Genomic DNA, 16,781 nt, shown 5'->3' on the forward strand with positions numbered 1-16,781 from the left:
CATGTTTGATGAGTTACTGGATGGCGATGCCACCATGCTGGCGGCGCTGATTCGTAACGGTGAGGTGTCCGCGCATGAACTGACGCAAGCGGCTCTTGATCGCCTCACCCAGCGGGAACCGCAGATTCAGGCTTTTTGCACCCCGGTGCCGGAGCGGGCGCTGGCCCAGGCTAGCGCGATTGATGCCAGACGTGCGAAGGGGGAAACGCTCGGTGCGCTGGCCGGGGTGCCCCTGGCAGTGAAAGATTTGATTTGTACTGCCGGGGTAAAAACCACGTCAGGATCGGTTGCCTATGCGGATTTTATCCCGGAAGAGGATGACATCACCGTTGAACGCCTGCTGGCGGCGGATGCGGTGCTGCTGGGAAAAACCACGGCACCGGAATTTGGTTATAGCGGCGTGGGTCATAATCCGCTGTTCCCTTCACCCCGTAATCCGTGGGATCTGAGTAAAACACCGGGTGGGTCCAGCGCCGGTTCAGGTGCGGCGCTGGCAGCGCGGCTTTGTCCGATTGCACTCGGCAGTGATGGCGGGGGTTCGGTACGTATTCCAGCCGCACACTGCGGCGTCTATGGATTCAAGGCCTCAATGGGACGGGTTCCGCTTTGGCCTGGCTGTCGTGACGATCGTTACCCTGGGGTATCCAGTTGGGAGTCACTGGAACATATTGGTCCGATGACGCGTACCGTGCGGGATACGGCATTGATGATGTCGGTAATGGCGGGACCCGATATGCGCGATCGCCATTCCATCCCCTGCAATGATGTGGACTGGCTAACCGCGCCGGAAAAACCACTCAACGGCTTACGTATCGCTTTCAGTGCTGATTTTGGTTATGTGGCGGTTGATAGCGAAGTGCGCCGTATTGTCACCGCAGCGGCGCGCCGCTTTGCCCGCGAACTGGGTGCGGATCTGGAAGAGGTCAATCCCGATATCGCCGATCAGGCAGCGGCTTTCCGGGCGCTGGTCGCACTGGAGAGTGACCTGAGTGGCATGCGTGAGATGTCCGCTCAGCTGGGTGATCGTATGTCCCCCCACCTCGCAGGTATGCTGCAACAACCATGGCGTGCAGAGACATTCACCGATGCGATTGTGGCGCGGAAAAAACTCAGTAATCAGATGTGGCGCTTTATGCAGCGTTACGATCTGCTGCTGACCCCAACCCTGGCCGTGCCGCCATTCCCGCTGGGGATGCAGGGCCCGGAGGTCATTGATGGTCGTATGGTCAGTAGCGATCACTGGCTCTCCTTCTGTTTCCCCTTCAATTTTACCGGTCAGCCAGCGGCATCGGTTCCCGCCGGGTTAACCCGTAGCGGATTACCTATTGGTATGCAGATTGTCGGTCGTCACCTGGACGATGGCCTGGTGCTGGCGGCGAGCGCCGCCTTTGAGCGCATTCAACCCTGGAATCATCTCTATCCTGCTTTCACTGGAGTCGTCCATGAATCATAAATCTTCCCCTGCTCTGGAGCAGGAGTTTGAACACGAGCCTGTTCCCCTGAGTCATCGTCATTCCACCCGCTCAGTTTCTGCGGTGTGGTTTGGTTTTCCGATGATCTTAACCAATGCATTGTTTGGCGGCATCATTACCTGGCATCTCGGCTTCTGGCCTGCGCTCATCGCTATTCTGCTGGGTAATCTGGTGTTGTTTGCTTATGTCGGTGCGCTGAGCTGGTTTGCCGGGGAAACCGGTATGAACTTCGCGTTACAGGCGAAGCGGACCTTTGGCACCAAAGGCTACATTCTGGTGTCCGGTTTCCTGTCTACGGTGGTGATTGGCTGGTACGCGTTTCAGACTGGCCTGACGGGAACGGTGATCAACCAGACGTTCGGCTGGAATGCACTGGCGGTGACGGCTTTGGCGATGGTGCTCTATACCGGCGTGACCTTCCTTGGCGTCAGGGCGCTTTCGGTGCTGGGAATGATCGCTGCCCCTTTATTTGTCGTGCTTGGCCTGGTCGCGTTGTGGTTGATCGGTGAAAATCACGATTTCAGCACCATTACGCAGTGGCACGGCAGCGGCAGTGCCGCAGGCGCGATGAGCATGGGGACAGCGGTGACAATGGTGGTGGCGGGTTTTGCTGATTCCGGCACCATGACGGCTGATTTCACTCGCTGGTCTAAAAATGGACGCTCAGCGGTGATCGCAGCGTTTTCCGCGTTTCCGTTGGCTAACGTGATTTCCTATCTGTTTGGCGTGGTGATTGTTGCGGTTGGTGCTGCGGTCGATCCGGCCAGCAACGGGGGGAATTTCCTGCCGATGCTGATGGGGCACGGCGCTTTGCTGTCAACCATCGCCTTCCTGTTTGTGTTTATCAACCTGGGTTCTGTCTGCACCCATTGCCTGTACAACGGTGCGGTGGGTTTCAGTCACCTGTTCAGCAGCAAAATGCGGTTGTGGACCCTGATTCTGGGTGCCATTGGCGGCGTCCTGGCGCTGGCGGGCGTCTGGTCGTATTTCCTCGAATGGCTCAGCCTGCTCGGCATCGTGGTGCCGCCGTTTGGGGCGGTGATGATTGTTGATCTGATCTTCATGGCTAAAGTGAGTGAAAAACGCCCCACACGTCGTTTGCGTGGTAGCGCTTTTGCGGCCTGGGCGATCGGCAGTTTATGTGCGGTATTGGCGCATCTGGCATTCCCGCAGTTTGGTGAAGCGGTGATTGGCCTGGTGACAGCGGCCATCAGTTACACCCTGATCGTGAAAATGCAGGGAAAAGTGACGGTTCAGAGTATGGAGAAAGAAAATGCCTAAGTATGCGATTGATTCCACTCCCTATTCATGGCCATTCGATGGACGTTTCTCTCCTGCCGATACCGCGTTATTAATTATCGACATGCAAACCGACTTTTGCGGCAAGGGCGGTTATGTCGATAGCATGGGTTACGATATCGCTCTGACGCGTGCGCCAATTGCGCCATTACAGCGCATGCTGGCGCAGATGCGCGCACTGGGTTTTCCCATTATTCATACTCGTGAGGGACATCGTCCGGATCTCAGCGATCTGCCTGCCAATAAGCGCTGGCGTTCCAGGCGTATGCAGGCGGAGATTGGTACACTTGGCCCATGTGGCCGCATTCTGGTACGTGGTGAACCGGGCTGGGAAATTATCCCGGAATTGGCCCCTTTGGCTGGCGAGGTGATCATCGACAAACCGGGGAAAGGCTCTTTTTATGCCACTGACCTTGAGCTGATCCTGCGTAGTCGCGCGATACGGAATTTAATCATCACCGGCATTACCACCGATGTTTGTGTCCATACCACGTTGCGCGAGGCTAATGACCGTGGGTTTGAGTGTCTTGTCGTGTCGGACTGCTGTGCGGCGACTGAGTTGAAACATCACGAAGCGGCATTAAGTATGATTCATATGCAGGGGGGGATCTTTGGTGCGGTTACGACTTCAGAGCAACTACTCGCTGGATTGAATGAGGAAGAGGCAATAGTTTAAGGCCGGGATGGGGCATGTTAACGATGTCCCACCGGTTTCATCACATCGATCACGCCATATTCAAAACCGTGAACAGGAAAAAGGTGCAAAAATGCACGAAAAGAGGGCTGGAAAGCTCTGAAAGCGCGAATTCGCATTCTCAAGAACCCACACCACGAGTAAGCTTTATAAAACCTTTTCGCCGGACGGATTCGACGGCACTCTGATACGGGAGAGTAATATGGCAGTGAAAATGATTGCGGTGGATATGGATGGCACTTTTCTGGATGACAACAAGCAGTACAACAAGCAGCGTTTTCTGCGCCAGTACGCGTTGTTAAAAGAAAAAGGCATCCGCTTCGTGGTCGCCAGTGGCAATCAGTATTACCAGCTGCTGCGCTATTTTCCCGAAATCAAAAATGAAATCGCCTTTGTGGCGGAAAACGGTGCCTGGGTATCAGACAGCAACGAAGAGATTTTCTGTGGCGAACTGGCTCCCGAGGCGGTGCGTCAGGTGCTCGACATTCTGGCGAAAGAACCGGAAATCAGTACTGTGGTGTGTGGCCGTAACGGTGCCTATGTCCATACCTCAATGCCGGATGAGGTGATGGCGATGCTGGCTAACCATTATCATCGGCTGGAAAAGCGCGACAATCTCTACGACATCGATGACACCATCTTTAAATTCTCCCTCAATCTGGCACACGAAGGGGTGGAGGCATTGCTGGAACGCCTGCACTCAGAACTGAATGCGATTGAAAATATTATGCACCCGGTTTCCAGCGGTTTCGGTTTTGTTGATCTGATTATCCCCGGATGCCATAAGGCGCACGGCATCGCCTTGTTGCAGGAGAAATGGGGTATCGATGATTGTGAAGTGCTGGCGATTGGTGACAGCGCCAATGACCTCGAAATGCTGCGTCAGGCGTGTTACAGCTTCGCGATGGCGAACGCCGCCCCGCAGGTCAGTGCTGTGGCAAGCTATAAAACGGAAAGCAACAACGACGAGGGCGTGTTGAATGTGATTGCCCGCCTGCTGGCGCGTGAATTTCCGTTTGCCTGATTTCCACCTGATGGCGCGATAAATCGCGCCATTTCGGTTAACGAAAATAATCCGTCTCGCGCATATCCTGCAATAATCCCGGCCCGTTCGGCTGCCAGTTAAACGTTGTACGCGTCCATTCGCTGGAAGCCAGATTATCGATGGCGGCAAACCGTGCCATCCAGCCCAGCCAGTTTTGCGCTTCATCCATCCTCAGGCTTTTCACCGGCAGCGATAAGCCGCTGGCAATGGTTTCGGCAATCTGCCGGAAGGCAATGCCTTCCTCTTGCACCGCATGCAAAATCGTACCGGCTTCGGCCTTTTCAGCCGCCAGGCAAAACAGTTCGGCCGCATCAAAGCGATTCACCGCAGGCCAGCGGTTCTCGCCTGATTCAACATAAACCGCAGCCCCTTTTTCTTTCGCCAGGTTGATTAGAATGGGCACAAAACCGTGATCCCCTGCGCCATGCACCGTGGGGGGCAGGCGCACTAACGCCACGCGCACACCTTTATCTGCCAGCGCCAGCGCGGCGACGTTGGAGTCAGAACGGGGATGCGCGCCCGCTGCCGGTGGGTCCTGCTCAGTTGCCATACGCCCTGGTGCCACCAGCGCGGTGCCGGAGGTGACAATCAGCGGGCGATTTGAGCCTGCCAGTTCTTCTCCCATCGCCAGAATGGCGCGTTGATCGACCGCCGCAGCATGATCCATACGGCTGAAATCATGGATATAACCGGCATGGATCACGCCGTCACTCTGCTGTACTGCCGCGCGCAGGCTGGCGATATTTTCCAGGTCGCCGCGTATCACCGTCACGCCTTGTCGCTGTAGTTTCTCTGCTGATGCGTCGCTGCGCGCCAGACCCAGCACCTGATATCCACGCGCGTGGAGTTTTTTCACAATGGCTGAGCCGACAAAGCCGCTCGCCCCGGTCACAAAAATTCGCATAATCGTGCTCCTCACTGGCTGGTAACAGGCACTATGATAAAAGCCTGCGGCGCGACGAAAAGTCGTGAGCTTATACGGGTATCGGGACTAACAGGATAAAACCATGACGATGCAAGACGACAATCTGCTGGGCAATTATCTTCGTGAACGCCGCCAGCGGCTGGATGCGGCCCGGCTGGGCTACCCGATGCAGCGTCGCCGCACGCCCGGTTTACGGCGGGAAGAAGTCGCGATCCGCGCCTGCGTCAGTACCACCTGGTACACCTGGCTGGAGCAGGGCAGAGGGGGGGCGCCATCAGAAGTGGTGCTGGAGCGGCTGGCACATGCGCTGGAACTGAGTGCGGCGGAGCGTGACCATCTGTTTCTGCTGGCGCAGAACCGCCTGCCCGGTGTCACCTGGCAGGCGGGCGTCACGGTGTCACCTTCGCTGCAACGGGTGCTCGACAGTATGCCCGTGACACCGGCGCTGGTGAAAACCGCCGAGTGGCAGGTGGTGGCCTGGAACCGGGCTGCGACCAAGGTCTTTGTTGATTACGCCCAGTTGCCGCCTGCACAACGCAATATCCTGTTGATGATATTCCGCGATGAGCAGATGAAACAACGCTTACCCGAATGGGAGAGCGTTGCACGGGGGCTGGTGGCGAATTTCCGCGCTGATGTGGCGCGCACCGGTGCCAGCGTTCATGTGCGAGCGCTAGTGGAGGAGCTGTGCACCATGAGCGAAACCTTCCGCCGTTTGTGGCAATCGCAGGAAGTCAGCCAGCATGGCGAAGGTATCAAGCAGCTGTGGCTACCGGACGAAGGGGTGCTGGAACTGGAGTACAGCACCTTCGCGGTAGAGGGCAAACCTGGACTCAGCCTGGTAGTGTTTAATCCGCATCGGGAACAGGATCATGCCTGTCTGGCGCGGCTGATGGCTCGTCCATAGCGGCCTGATAATTCGTGTCCATCTCATCAAGCGCTGCCTGATTCTCCAGGCCCCATTGATACATCTGCTCAATCGGCGCGGCAAAGGTCATGCCGAGGGGCGTCAGGCGATAATCCACCTTTGGCGGGATCACTTCATAGACATGGCGGGCGATCAAACCACGCTGCTCCAGTTCTTTTAAGGTCTGAAACAGCATCTTCTTCGAAATCCCCTGCAAACTGCGCTGTAATTCGCCGGTACGGGCGCGATGTCCTGGCCAGTGATACAACGCATGCAGCACCATGCTGCTCCATTTAAGTGAAAAAAGATCCATCAGACGACGCGGCGGAGAATCCGCATAGAACATCAGTTTGCCATCAACCCAGGCAGGCATAGTCAGTTTCTCGCTTTCTGGTCACCAAATGGTGACTACTATCAATATTGAACCATCTTCACTATAGTCTGCCGCCTTCACTCAGCCATTGCCAGTAAGCTTTCGGAGGCGCAATGAAAATCAACGCGTTAGTCGCACCCCATGCCACACAACCTTTGTCATCCGGCCAGATCGCGCTGCGTAGCGTGCAGCCACGGGATGTCCAAATCGAGATTCTGTACTGCGGCGTGTGCCACTCAGATCTGCATATGGCCCGTAACGAATGGGGCGTCAGTCACTATCCACTGGTGCCAGGGCATGAGATTGTCGGCCGCGTGATGGCAACCGGTGCCGATGTCACCCGCTTTAAAGTGGGCGATGTCGTCGGTGTAGGCGTGATGGTGGACTCCTGCCGCGAGTGCCATTTTTGCCAGCAGCAGGAAGAACAATATTGCGAAGCCGGCTTTACCGCGACTTATAACGGCATCGATAAATATACTGGCGACCGCACCTGGGGCGGTTATGCGCAGCATATGGTGGTCGATCAGCATTTTGTGGTGGCAGTGCCGCCGCAGCTGTCGCTGGCGGGGGTTGCTCCGCTGTTATGTGCAGGTGTGACGGTCTGGTCGCCGCTGCGTCATTTCAACGTCAAAGCGGGAGACCGCGTCGGTGTGGTCGGTTTGGGTGGCTTAGGCCATATGGCAGTGAAACTGGCGACGGCCCTGGGGGCGGAAGTGACACTGTTCACCACGTCGCCGGAGAAAGGTGCTGATGCACGCCGCTTAGGGGCGAAGCAGGTGGTGGTATCGCGTGATGCGGCGCAGATGGCGGCCTGCCAGACCTCGCTGGATATGATTGTTGATTGTGTGGCCGCCCCGCACGACCTCGATCCTTATCTCTCCACGCTGAAAACCAATGGCAAATTGGTGCTGGTGGGCATTCCCGATCAGCCGCACCCGTCACCCAATGTGACGCCGATGGTGTTCCGTCGCCTGAGTATCAGCGGCTCGTCGATTGGCAGCATCAAAGAAACCCAGGAGATGCTGGATTTCTGCGGTGAGCACAACATCACGGCGGATATCGAACTGATTGCTGGTGAACAGATTGAAGCGGCGTTTACACGTATGTTGCAGGGTGACGTGAAGTATCGCTTCGTCATTGATATGCAGGCAACACGCTGGTAATACGGCAAAATCCCTGCCGCCAGGGCAGGGATTTCAGGCTGAAATCGCCAAACAAAGCGGGGGATTAGTCCAGATCCCGCCCGTTGCTGGCGATGACTTTTTTATACCACCAGAACGATTTCTTGCGCGTGCGATTCAGGGTGCCTTGCCCATGGTCATCGCGGTCAACATAGACAAAGCCATAGCGTTTACTCATTTCACCCGTCGAGGCGGCCACCAGGTCAATGCATCCCCAGGTGGTATAACCGATGACCGGGATACCATCATCAATCGCCTGCGCCATGGCATAAATATGTTCTTTGAGATAGCTGATACGGTAATCATCATTGATTACGCCGTCAGCGGTTAACTCATCACGCGCGCCCAACCCGTTTTCCACCAGAAACAGGGGCTTCTGGTAGCGGTCGTACATCGTATTCATGGTGATTCGCAGCCCAAGTGGGTCGATACCCCATCCCCAGTCGCTGCGTTTAATGTGCGGATTGGTCAGCGATTTCACCACGTTTGCCGCACTGCTGTTTTGTTCATTCATCTCCGCTGAGGCACAGCGCGAAGCGTAGTAACTGAAGGAAACAAAATCCACGGTGTTTTTCAGGATCTCGCTATCGCCTTCCTCCATCTCGATCTTCACACCTTTCTCGCGGAACACCCGTGCGGAATAGGAGGGGTAGGCACCACGCGCCTGAACATCGATAAAGAACAGGTTTTCACGATCTTTTTCCAGCGCCGCCCAGACATCTTCCGGCTTGCTCGACCACGGATAGAAATTGCCACCCGCCAGCATGCAACCGACCTGGTTTTGCGGGTTGACCTCATGGGCAATGCGCGTCACCAGGGCACTGGCGACCAGTTCATGGTGTGCCGCCTGGTATTTAACCTGCTCGGGGTTTTCCCCGCTTTCAAACACCAGCCCGGCACCGGAAAAGGGGCTGTGCAGCAGGATATTGATCTCATTAAATGTCAGCCAGTACTTCACCAGGCCATCAAAGGCTTCAAAGCAGGTGCGTGCGTACCGGGCAAAGAACTCAATCATTTTACGATTGCGCCATGAGCCGTACTCGGTTACCAGATGCATCGGGACATCAAAATGGCACAGGGTGACCAGCGGTTCGATACCGTGTTTTTTACATTCGCTGAAAACATCACGGTAAAAGGCGATGCCTTCAGGATTGGGCTGCAATTCATCGCCATTCGGATAGAGGCGGCTCCAGGCGATAGAAGTACGAAACACGGTAAAACCCATCTCGGCCATCAGCGCGATATCTTCTTTGTAGCGGTGATAGAAATCGATGGCATTGTGGCTGGGATAATATTCGTCATCACGTAAGGTAAAACGCTTTTCAAGGCCCAGTTTCACCGGCATACGGTGCTGACCATGTGGGATCATATCAACAGTGGTTAATCCCTTACCGCCTTCCAGGTAGCCCCCTTCAGACTGATTGGCGGCCAACGCGCCGCCCCATAAAAATCCTGCTGGAAATGTCAGTTCAGACATGAATAGCCTCAATTAATTGGCGTTTATGGGTTTTACGATTTCAGGTGCCGTTGCCGGGGTTGCAGCGGCGGTTTTTTCCACCGGAATGTCTTCAAAGCCCAGCATCAGGGTCAAAATAAACGATAGCACCACTGATAGCACCATCACGGCACCGACCCAGACAATGCTCATTGGATTATTGGGATCAAAAAACTGCACGCTGGTGAACAAGCCGGGGGAAGCCATGGAATGGCTGGCAAGGCCACCAATCCCGGCCACCGCCCCGCAGATAAAACCACTGATCAGGCTGGCGATCAGCGGACGTTTGAGGCGTACCGCCACACCATATAGGGCCGGTTCAGAGATACCGGCGACAATCGCTGACGCGGCGGCGGCCAGTGCCGTCTGGCGCAGTTCCGGGTTTTTGGTTTTGAAGGCGACTGCCAGTGAGGAGCCACCGAGGGAAAGGTTGGCTCCAATTTCCGAAGGCATCACCATCCCCTCTTTACCGGTTTCGGCGATGGTCTGGATGATGGTCGGGGTAAATACCCGGTGCATGCCCGTCATCACCAGCAGCGGCCACAGCGCACCCATAATGGCCACCGACAGCCAGCCGAGATAACCGTGGATGGTATAAACCAGCGCGGAGATGCCACTGCCGATCCAGATACCCAGCGGGCCAATCAGCACAATGGCGATCGGTGCAGCAATCAACACAATCAGCATCGGTTTAAGGAAATTTTTCGTCACCGCCGGGGTGATATGATCGACGATGCGTTCGATATGCGACAGGATCCACGTCATCACCAGCGCCGGAATAACGGTGTAGGTGTATTTGACGGCAGTCACCGGAATATAGGCAAATTCAACGTGTTGCCCCTGTGCCGCTTTGGCCATCAGGTCAATAAAATTGGGATGGATCAGCACCCCGGCGATGGCAATCGCCAGCGACATATTGGTTTTGAACTTCAGCGCGGCTGAGGCGGCCACCATCACCGGCAGGAAGAAGAACGCGCCATCGCCAATTACGTTGAGAATCACTAACGTTGATGACCCTTCGGTAAACACACCGAACATATTCAGGACCATGGCGAGCAGCTTCACCATCGATCCGCCAATGATGGCAGGAATCAGGGGTGACATGGTGCCCACCAGCGCGTCAAGGATGCCTGCGCCGATACTTTTCAGCGTAATTTTTCGTTTCACCGATGTCGCGGCGGTGGTTGTTCCTGGCGTACCGAGCTTTAACACTTCCTGATATGCCAGACCGACGTTATTGCCGATGATCACCTGGCATTGCGCATCGTTATGCACCACCCCCATCACGCCGGGGATGGCCTTCAATACCGGGTTGTTGATTTGATTACCGTCTTTGACCACAAAGCGCAGACGGGTCATGCAATGCGTCACGGCTTCGATATTTTCCAGCCCACCTAACGCCTGGACTATGGAGCGGGAGACTTCGGCATAATTCTTCGACATGGATTTTTCGTCTCTTATCAAAAGGTCACTTGCTGGCCGGTCGCACATCCGTTGTAGGGACAGAGGCGGAACGATTGCTCAGTTTCTCGCCATGAGAAACCGGTTTCACAAAATAATGAAATTGTATTTTTAACCTGGCAAGATATTTAAAATTTGATTTATGACATTGTGAACTGAATCACTTAATGGCGGTTGCGTGTCAAAGCCGGACATGCGAAAAATTTCCCAATCAATGAGCATGTTAGGTAGACTGCGAAACGTCTTGAATAAGATGAGAAAACCATGACAACCATTCTTGAAGTGGCTGAAAAAGCCGGTGTGTCGAAGGCCACGGTGTCGCGCGTGTTGTCGGGAAATGGCTATGTCAGCCAGGAAAAACGTGAACGGGTGCTGCGGGCGATTGCTGAGACTGACTTTCGACCCAACCTGCTGGCGCGCAATCTGGCGGTTAAATCGACCCAGACCATCGGCCTGGTGATCACCAATACCTTGTATAGCGGCAGCTACTTTAGCGAGCTGATGTCCCATTCTGCACGCCTGCTGGAACAGCAGGGGCGTCAGTTAATTCTCGCCGACGGTAAACACAGCGCGGCGGAGGAGCGGGCGGCGATTCAGTTTCTGCTGGATTTGCGTTGTGATGGCATCATCATTTACCCGCGTTTTCTCTCCATCGATGAGATGGATGAGATCATTTCTCAGCATAAACAACCGATTCTGGTGATCAATCGTCGCCTGCGGCAGCACCATAGTTTCTGTATTTATTCCGATCAGAAAGCCAACTGTATGCAGGCGGTAAACCAGCTGGTGGTGCTCGGGCATCGTGATATCGCCTTTATCACAGGATCACTCGATTCTCCCACCGGGCTGGAGCGCCTGTCAGGTTATAAAGCGGCGCTGGCTGAACATCAGATTCCGGTGCAGGACGCGCTGATTATCCCCGGTAAGTGGAATGCGCACAGCGGGATGGCAGCGGTGGAAGCCTTGCTGGCGGGCGGTTGCCGCTTCACGGCGATTATCGCCAGCAACGATGAAATGGCCGTGGGGGCCATGAAACAACTTGCTGCGGCCCGCATCGCTATTCCTGAACAGGTTTCCGTGGTGGGTTTTGATGATATCCCCCTGGCGCCTTATACCATCCCGTCCTTATCCAGCATGAAAATCCCGGTGACGGAGATGGTGCAGCAAACCATTGCACAGCTGGTTTCGATGCTGGACGGTGGCGAGATCGGCCAGCGCAAAAATTTCAATGCCAGCCTGATCATGCGCGAATCAGTCGGACCCGCTCCGAAACCTTAATTTCCGCTTCAATCCCGTAGCGGCGCAATTTATTGCGCGTCTTTTGACCTGGAAAACGCTGAACACGGCGCAATAAATTGCGCCGCTGCGTTTTGTGCCGTCGTTATCCACTTTGAGCTGTCGATACTGTAGTGACTTGCATTTTGAAAGTCACTATGGAAATCTGTGCGCATTAAGACCTTATCTGAGTCAGCACCATGAAAAACGAACCGCTTTGCCAGACCCCATGTCCGATTGCGCGCAGCCTCGGGAGGATTGGTGACAGCTGGAGCATGATCATCCTGCGCGATGCCCTGGCTGGATTTACCCGTTTTGATGAGTTCCAGAAAAGCGCTGACATTGCGCCCAACATCCTTTCCCGTCGCCTGAAAGAGCTGGTGGATGATGGTCTGCTGGAAAAGGTGTGCTACAGCAGCACGCCGCCGCGCTACGAATACCATCTCACCGAGCGGGGACGGGATTTCCGGCCGGTGATGCTGGCGCTGGCCGAATGGGGTAGCCGCCATTTTTCACCGGAAGGGCGTCAGATGCAGCTGGTGGAAACCGCCACCCAACGCCCGGTGCAGGCGATCATGGTGGATAGTGCAACCGGCCAGCCAGTCACGTCAGATAAATACAGCATGATCCCCGCCCCCGCAGCGGCACCCATCCTCCACTATCGCTACGAGTATTTGCAGAAAAAACGCGCGGGTGAGGCTGCGCTGAAGTTTATGCCGCAGACGCAAAAAGGCGTACAGCCATGAACAGACGCGTGGTGATCCCGGTGGTGGCCGTGGCAGCGGTGGTGCTGGCATCCGGTTACGGACTGTGGTGGTGGCAATCAGGTCGCTTTATCGAGTCAACCGATGATGCCTATGTTGGCGGCGATATTAGCGCCATCTCCGCCAAAGTGGCAGGCTACGTGCAGGATATTGCGGTACAGGACAATATGCGGGTGAAAAAAGGCGAGCTGCTGGTGCGGCTTGACGCTCGTGATTATCAGGCTGCGCTGATGCAGGCCAGCGGTGAGGTGGATGCGCAACAGGCCGCACTGGCCGATATCGCCGCCACACGTGAATTGCAGCTGGCGACCATTGTCGGGTCGTCTGCGGCGGTGAATGCCGCTCAGGCGGTGACGGAGAAAACCGCCGGGGACAGCCGACGTTATGGTGCGCTGGCGCTGAATTCTATCGTTTCGGCACAGACCCGCGAATATGCGCAGGCTGATTATCACCAGGCGGTGGCCCAGGAAGGGAAGGCGCGTGCCGACAAAAATGTGGCAGAACGTCAGTTGATGGTGCTGGATGCGCGTGAAAAGCAGACTCAGGCGGCGCTGGTCCAGGCGCAGGCGGGGCTGGAGATGGCAAAACTCAACCTGAGCTACACCGAGATACGAGCGCCTTTTGACGGCGTGATCGGCAACCGGCGCGCCTGGTCGGGAGCTTATGTCACCAGCGGTACGCAATTGTTGTCGCTGGTACCCGCGCAGGGATTATGGGTTGATGCCAATTTTAAAGAAAATCAGCTGGCACATTTACAGGCGGGGCAAAAGGCGCAGATCGTTGCCGATGTATTACCGGGGCGCACTTTTACCGGCCATGTTGTCAGCCTGTCTCCGGCTACCGGTTCACGTTTCAGTATCCTGCCAGCGGAAAATGCCACCGGCAATTTCACCAAAATTGTTCAGCGCGTACCGGTGCGTATCGCGCTGGAGGGCGATGCAGCGAATCTCGGTCTGCTGCGCCCTGGGCTGTCAGTCACGGTAACGGTTGATGAGAAGCCAAAGCCATGAGCAACCAGACTGCTCTGCCTGCCATTCCGACATTACAGATGCCGGTCAGCCAGAAGGTGATTGCCTTTGCCACCATGTGTCTGGGGATGTTTATCGCCTTGCTGGATATTCAGATCGTCTCCGCTTCGTTACGGGATATCGGCGGGGGGTTGTCGGCAGGAGATGACGAAACCGTCTGGGTGCAGACCAGCTACCTGATTGCAGAGATCATCATCATCCCGCTTTCCGGCTGGCTGGCACGGGTGATGTCTACGCGCTGGCTATTCGCCGCCTCAGCAGCAGGTTTTACCCTGATGAGCGTGTTATGCGGCTGGGCGTGGAATATTCAAAGCATGATTGCCTTCCGCGCGTTGCAGGGGCTGGCAGGTGGTTCGATGATTCCGCTGGTGTTCACCACGGCGTTTGCGTTCTTTCAGGGAAAACAGCGGGTGATCGCCGCCGCCACCATCGGCGGTCTGGCATCGCTGGCACCAACCCTTGGCCCTACCGTCGGCGGCTGGATCACCGAGAATTTTAACTGGCACTGGCTGTTCTTCATTAACATCCTGCCAGGCATCTACATCACGTTCGCCGTACCCTTGCTGGTGAACATTGACTCACCGGATACCTCGCTGTTGCGCGGTGCCGACTATCTCAGCATTGTTCTGCTGGCGGTGTCGCTGGGATGCCTGGAATATACGCTGGAAGAAGGCCCGCGCTGGGGCTGGTTTGACGACAGTACCCTGACCATCACCGGCTGGCTGGCGCTGATTTGCGGGGTGCTGTTTATTGTGCGCACGCTGCGTCATAAGCAACCGGTGATGGATTTATACGCGTTAAAAGACCGCACCTTTACCCTCGGCTGTTATTTTTCCTTTATGGCCGGGGTCGGCATTTTTGCCACCATCTATCTGACGCCACTGTTTCTCGGCTCGGTGCGCGGCTATAGCGCATTGGAAATTGGGCTGGCTATCTTCTCTACCGGCCTGTTTCAGGTGCTTTCTATCCCGCTTTATTCCTGGTTAGCCAACCGGGTTGATTTGCGCTGGCTGCTGGCAGCGGGGCTGATTGCTTTTGGTGTGTCGATGTACAGTTTTGTGCCCATCACCCACGACTGGGGCGCGCAACAACTGTTGTTGCCGCAGGCCTTTCGCGGCATGGCCCAGCAGTTCGCGGTGGCACCGACGGTGACGCTCACCCTCGGCAGCCTGCCGCCGCCACGTCTCAAACTGGCATCCGGGTTGTTCAATCTGATGCGTAACCTGGGCGGCGCCATCGGCATCGCGCTGTGCGGCACTATACTTAATGATCGAACAAACCTGCATTACAGTCGCCTCGCGGACCATCTCAATAGCGCCAGCCTGTCGTTGGGCGAATTTATGCAATCTTCCACCGCAGCACTGATAAAACAGGGCTTCAGCCCCGATGCTGCACAGACCGCCGCGCTGAAAAATCTTGCGGCACTTACGCTCCGCGAAGCCAAAACCCAGGCTTTCGCGGATGCTTTCTGGCTGATCATGATCGGGTTTTTTATCGCCGCCTTGCTGGTGCCGTTTATGAAAGTGCCAAAAACTTAAGTCTCACTATCCGGAGATCATATGGATATCTCATTAAAGCGCATCGTCGTGACTGGCATGGGTATTGTCAGCCCGCTGGGATGTGGTGTGGAACATGTCTGGCGTAACCTGGTGAAAGGGCAGTCCGGCATCAGCCCGCTACCTGAAGCTATTGCGCAGGATATTCCCTGCAAAGTGGCGGGCCAGGTGCCTTCGGTTGAACAGGATCCGCAACATGGTTTCGACCCACTGGCGGTTATCCCGGCCAAAGAGCGCAAAAAAATGGATCGCTTTATCGAGTTCGCGCTGGTTGCGGCTCAGGAAGCTCTGACGCAGGCCAACTGGTTCCCGCAGCTGGAGGCGCTGCGTGAGCGTACCGCGACCATCATTGCAACCGGTATCGGCGGCTTTAACGAAATCGCGGCGGCAGTAGAAACCACCAACAATCGCGGCCCACGCCGTTTATCACCGTTTACCGTGCCATCATTCCTTGCCAATCTGGCGGCCGGTCATGTTTCGATTGCGCATGGCTTTCGCGGTCCGATTGGCGCGCCCGTCACCGCCTGTGCTGCCGGTGCGCAGGCGATTGGTGATGCCGCGCGGATGATTCGCAGTGGCGAGGCGGATATTGCCTTGTGTGGTGGAAGCGAGGCGGCAATCCATCGCGTCAGCCTTGGCGGTTTTGCGGCGGCGAAAGCGCTCTCCAGTGGCTTTAACGATCAACCCACCAGCGCCTCACGTCCTTTTGATCAGCAACGCGACGGTTTTGTGATGGGTGAAGGGGCGGGCTTGCTGGTGATTGAATCGCTCGATCATGCGCTGGAGCGTGGTGCTACACCGCTGGCGGAGGTGGTGGGTTATGGCACCAGTGCTGATGCCTATCATCTGACGGCCGGACCGGAAGATGGCAGTGGTGCTCGCCGGGCGATGGAGACGGCGATCCGTCAGGCAGGGATCCCCCCTGACGCTATCCAGCATATCAACGCCCACGCCACTTCAACGCAGGTGGGTGATAAAGGCGAACTGGCCGCCATTCGTTCCGTTTTTGCCGACAATCCAGTGGCGATCACTTCAACCAAATCCGCGACCGGGCATCTGCTGGGTGCGGCAGGTGGCGTTGAAGCGATTTTCAGCATCCTGGCGCTGCGCGACCAGCTGGCACCGCCAACGCTGAATCTGCATCAGCCCGACGAGGCGGCTACCGGCCTCGATTTAGTGGCGTTGACGGCTCGCCCGATGCCAATGGAGTACGTACTCTCCAATGGATTTGGCTTTGGCGGGGTTAACGCCAGCCTGATTTTCCGCCGCTGGCACGGGTGACGGAAAACATTGCACGATAAATCGT

15 protein-coding genes are annotated in these 16,781 nt (G+C 56.0%); 11 read left to right on the plus strand and 4 right to left on the minus strand.

Annotation, left to right across the window (positions count from 1 at the left end; genetic code table 11):
- The first annotated feature begins 1 nt into the window (after position 1).
- From AC6I8X_RS20295 to AC6I8X_RS20310, 4 genes are all read left to right on the plus strand, one after another.
- Positions 2-1,453: an amidase gene (locus tag AC6I8X_RS20295; protein WP_313686940.1), complete on the plus strand. Its 1,452-nt coding sequence runs from the start codon at positions 2-4 to the stop codon at positions 1,451-1,453.
- Positions 1,443-2,753: a purine-cytosine permease family protein gene (locus AC6I8X_RS20300; RefSeq protein WP_313686938.1), complete on the plus strand. Its 1,311-nt coding sequence runs from the start codon at positions 1,443-1,445 to the stop codon at positions 2,751-2,753. The genes AC6I8X_RS20295 and AC6I8X_RS20300 overlap by 11 nt, the downstream gene beginning before the upstream one ends.
- Positions 2,746-3,447, plus strand: coding sequence for a biuret amidohydrolase (biuH, locus tag AC6I8X_RS20305; protein ID WP_497841284.1), 702 nt, complete (start codon positions 2,746-2,748; stop codon positions 3,445-3,447). Before AC6I8X_RS20300 ends, biuH begins: the two co-directional genes overlap by 8 nt.
- 220 nt (positions 3,448-3,667) lie before the next feature.
- Positions 3,668-4,489: a Cof-type HAD-IIB family hydrolase gene (locus AC6I8X_RS20310; RefSeq protein WP_313686934.1), complete on the plus strand. Its 822-nt coding sequence runs from the start codon at positions 3,668-3,670 to the stop codon at positions 4,487-4,489.
- Positions 4,490-4,526: 37 nt separating this feature from the next.
- Here the strand turns inward: AC6I8X_RS20310 and AC6I8X_RS20315 are convergent, their stop codons facing one another.
- A complete protein-coding gene (locus AC6I8X_RS20315) occupies positions 4,527-5,414 on the minus strand; it encodes an SDR family oxidoreductase (RefSeq protein WP_497841285.1) in 888 nt (295 codons plus the stop codon).
- 103 nt (positions 5,415-5,517) lie between these two features.
- Here AC6I8X_RS20315 and AC6I8X_RS20320 point away from each other — a divergent pair, with 103 nt between their 5' ends.
- A complete protein-coding gene (locus AC6I8X_RS20320) occupies positions 5,518-6,342 on the plus strand; it encodes a helix-turn-helix transcriptional regulator (RefSeq protein ID WP_497841286.1) in 825 nt (274 codons plus the stop codon).
- On the opposite strand, the gene AC6I8X_RS20325 is transcribed toward AC6I8X_RS20320, so the two are convergent.
- A complete protein-coding gene (locus AC6I8X_RS20325; RefSeq protein ID WP_497841287.1) occupies positions 6,284-6,715 on the minus strand; it encodes a winged helix-turn-helix transcriptional regulator in 432 nt (143 codons plus the stop codon). The genes AC6I8X_RS20320 and AC6I8X_RS20325 overlap by 59 nt on opposite strands.
- 113 nt (positions 6,716-6,828) lie before the next feature.
- Here AC6I8X_RS20325 and AC6I8X_RS20330 point away from each other — a divergent pair, with 113 nt between their 5' ends.
- Positions 6,829-7,878 carry an NAD(P)-dependent alcohol dehydrogenase gene (locus AC6I8X_RS20330; protein ID WP_497841288.1) on the plus strand — a complete coding sequence of 350 codons (1,050 nt, stop codon included), beginning with the start codon at positions 6,829-6,831 and terminating at the stop codon, positions 7,876-7,878.
- A gap of 64 nt (positions 7,879-7,942) precedes the next feature.
- Here AC6I8X_RS20330 and AC6I8X_RS20335 read toward each other — a convergent pair whose 3' ends face one another.
- Both AC6I8X_RS20335 and ascF read right to left on the minus strand, forming a co-directional pair.
- The gene (locus AC6I8X_RS20335; protein WP_497841289.1) at positions 7,943-9,373 is read right to left on the minus strand and encodes a 6-phospho-beta-glucosidase; all 1,431 of its coding nucleotides are present in this window, start codon (positions 9,371-9,373) and stop codon (positions 7,943-7,945) included.
- Positions 9,374-9,385: 12 nt separating this feature from the next.
- Positions 9,386-10,834, minus strand: a complete 1,449-nt coding sequence (ascF, locus tag AC6I8X_RS20340) for a PTS cellobiose/arbutin/salicin transporter subunit IIBC (RefSeq protein WP_497841290.1) — start codon at positions 10,832-10,834, stop codon at positions 9,386-9,388.
- Positions 10,835-11,116: 282 nt separating this feature from the next.
- Between ascF and AC6I8X_RS20345 the strand changes: the two genes are divergently transcribed.
- From AC6I8X_RS20345 to fabF, 5 genes are all read left to right on the plus strand, one after another.
- Positions 11,117-12,130, plus strand: coding sequence for a LacI family DNA-binding transcriptional regulator (locus AC6I8X_RS20345; protein WP_497841291.1), 1,014 nt, complete (start codon positions 11,117-11,119; stop codon positions 12,128-12,130).
- A 197-nt stretch (positions 12,131-12,327) separates the two neighbouring features.
- Positions 12,328-12,873 (plus strand): winged helix-turn-helix transcriptional regulator, encoded by a 546-nt coding sequence (locus tag AC6I8X_RS20350; RefSeq protein WP_299450339.1) that lies wholly within the window; start codon positions 12,328-12,330, stop codon positions 12,871-12,873.
- Positions 12,870-13,901 carry an HlyD family secretion protein gene (locus AC6I8X_RS20355; protein ID WP_313685799.1) on the plus strand — a complete coding sequence of 344 codons (1,032 nt, stop codon included), beginning with the start codon at positions 12,870-12,872 and terminating at the stop codon, positions 13,899-13,901. Before AC6I8X_RS20350 ends, AC6I8X_RS20355 begins: the two co-directional genes overlap by 4 nt.
- Entirely contained in the window at positions 13,898-15,457 is a 1,560-nt protein-coding gene (locus tag AC6I8X_RS20360) for a DHA2 family efflux MFS transporter permease subunit (RefSeq protein WP_497841292.1), read from the plus strand. Before AC6I8X_RS20355 ends, AC6I8X_RS20360 begins: the two co-directional genes overlap by 4 nt.
- Positions 15,458-15,478: 21 nt before the next feature.
- Complete coding sequence (gene fabF, locus AC6I8X_RS20365) at positions 15,479-16,756, plus strand: beta-ketoacyl-ACP synthase II (protein ID WP_497841293.1); 1,278 nt, start codon at positions 15,479-15,481, stop codon at positions 16,754-16,756.
- Positions 16,757-16,781: the final 25 nt, after the last annotated feature.

Source organism: Pantoea sp. X-Soil-TKNS-1280 (genome assembly GCF_059730475.1).

Bases quoted from the DNA above. Each gene is read 5' to 3' on its own strand.
- AC6I8X_RS20295 (WP_313686940.1), top strand. From the start codon at position 2: ATGTTTGATGAGTTACTGGATGGCGATGCCACCATGCTGGCGGCGCTG.
- AC6I8X_RS20300 (WP_313686938.1), top strand. From the start codon at position 1,443: ATGAATCATAAATCTTCCCCTGCTCTGGAGCAGGAGTTTGAACACGAG.
- biuH (WP_497841284.1), top strand. From the start codon at position 2,746: ATGCCTAAGTATGCGATTGATTCCACTCCCTATTCATGGCCATTCGAT.
- AC6I8X_RS20310 (WP_313686934.1), top strand. From the start codon at position 3,668: ATGGCAGTGAAAATGATTGCGGTGGATATGGATGGCACTTTTCTGGAT.
- AC6I8X_RS20315 (WP_497841285.1), bottom strand. From the start codon at position 5,414: ATGCGAATTTTTGTGACCGGGGCGAGCGGCTTTGTCGGCTCAGCCATT.
- AC6I8X_RS20320 (WP_497841286.1), top strand. From the start codon at position 5,518: ATGACGATGCAAGACGACAATCTGCTGGGCAATTATCTTCGTGAACGC.
- AC6I8X_RS20325 (WP_497841287.1), bottom strand. From the start codon at position 6,715: ATGCCTGCCTGGGTTGATGGCAAACTGATGTTCTATGCGGATTCTCCG.
- AC6I8X_RS20330 (WP_497841288.1), top strand. From the start codon at position 6,829: ATGAAAATCAACGCGTTAGTCGCACCCCATGCCACACAACCTTTGTCA.
- AC6I8X_RS20335 (WP_497841289.1), bottom strand. From the start codon at position 9,373: ATGTCTGAACTGACATTTCCAGCAGGATTTTTATGGGGCGGCGCGTTG.
- ascF (WP_497841290.1), bottom strand. From the start codon at position 10,834: ATGTCGAAGAATTATGCCGAAGTCTCCCGCTCCATAGTCCAGGCGTTA.
- AC6I8X_RS20345 (WP_497841291.1), top strand. From the start codon at position 11,117: ATGACAACCATTCTTGAAGTGGCTGAAAAAGCCGGTGTGTCGAAGGCC.
- AC6I8X_RS20350 (WP_299450339.1), top strand. From the start codon at position 12,328: ATGAAAAACGAACCGCTTTGCCAGACCCCATGTCCGATTGCGCGCAGC.
- AC6I8X_RS20355 (WP_313685799.1), top strand. From the start codon at position 12,870: ATGAACAGACGCGTGGTGATCCCGGTGGTGGCCGTGGCAGCGGTGGTG.
- AC6I8X_RS20360 (WP_497841292.1), top strand. From the start codon at position 13,898: ATGAGCAACCAGACTGCTCTGCCTGCCATTCCGACATTACAGATGCCG.
- fabF (WP_497841293.1), top strand. From the start codon at position 15,479: ATGGATATCTCATTAAAGCGCATCGTCGTGACTGGCATGGGTATTGTC.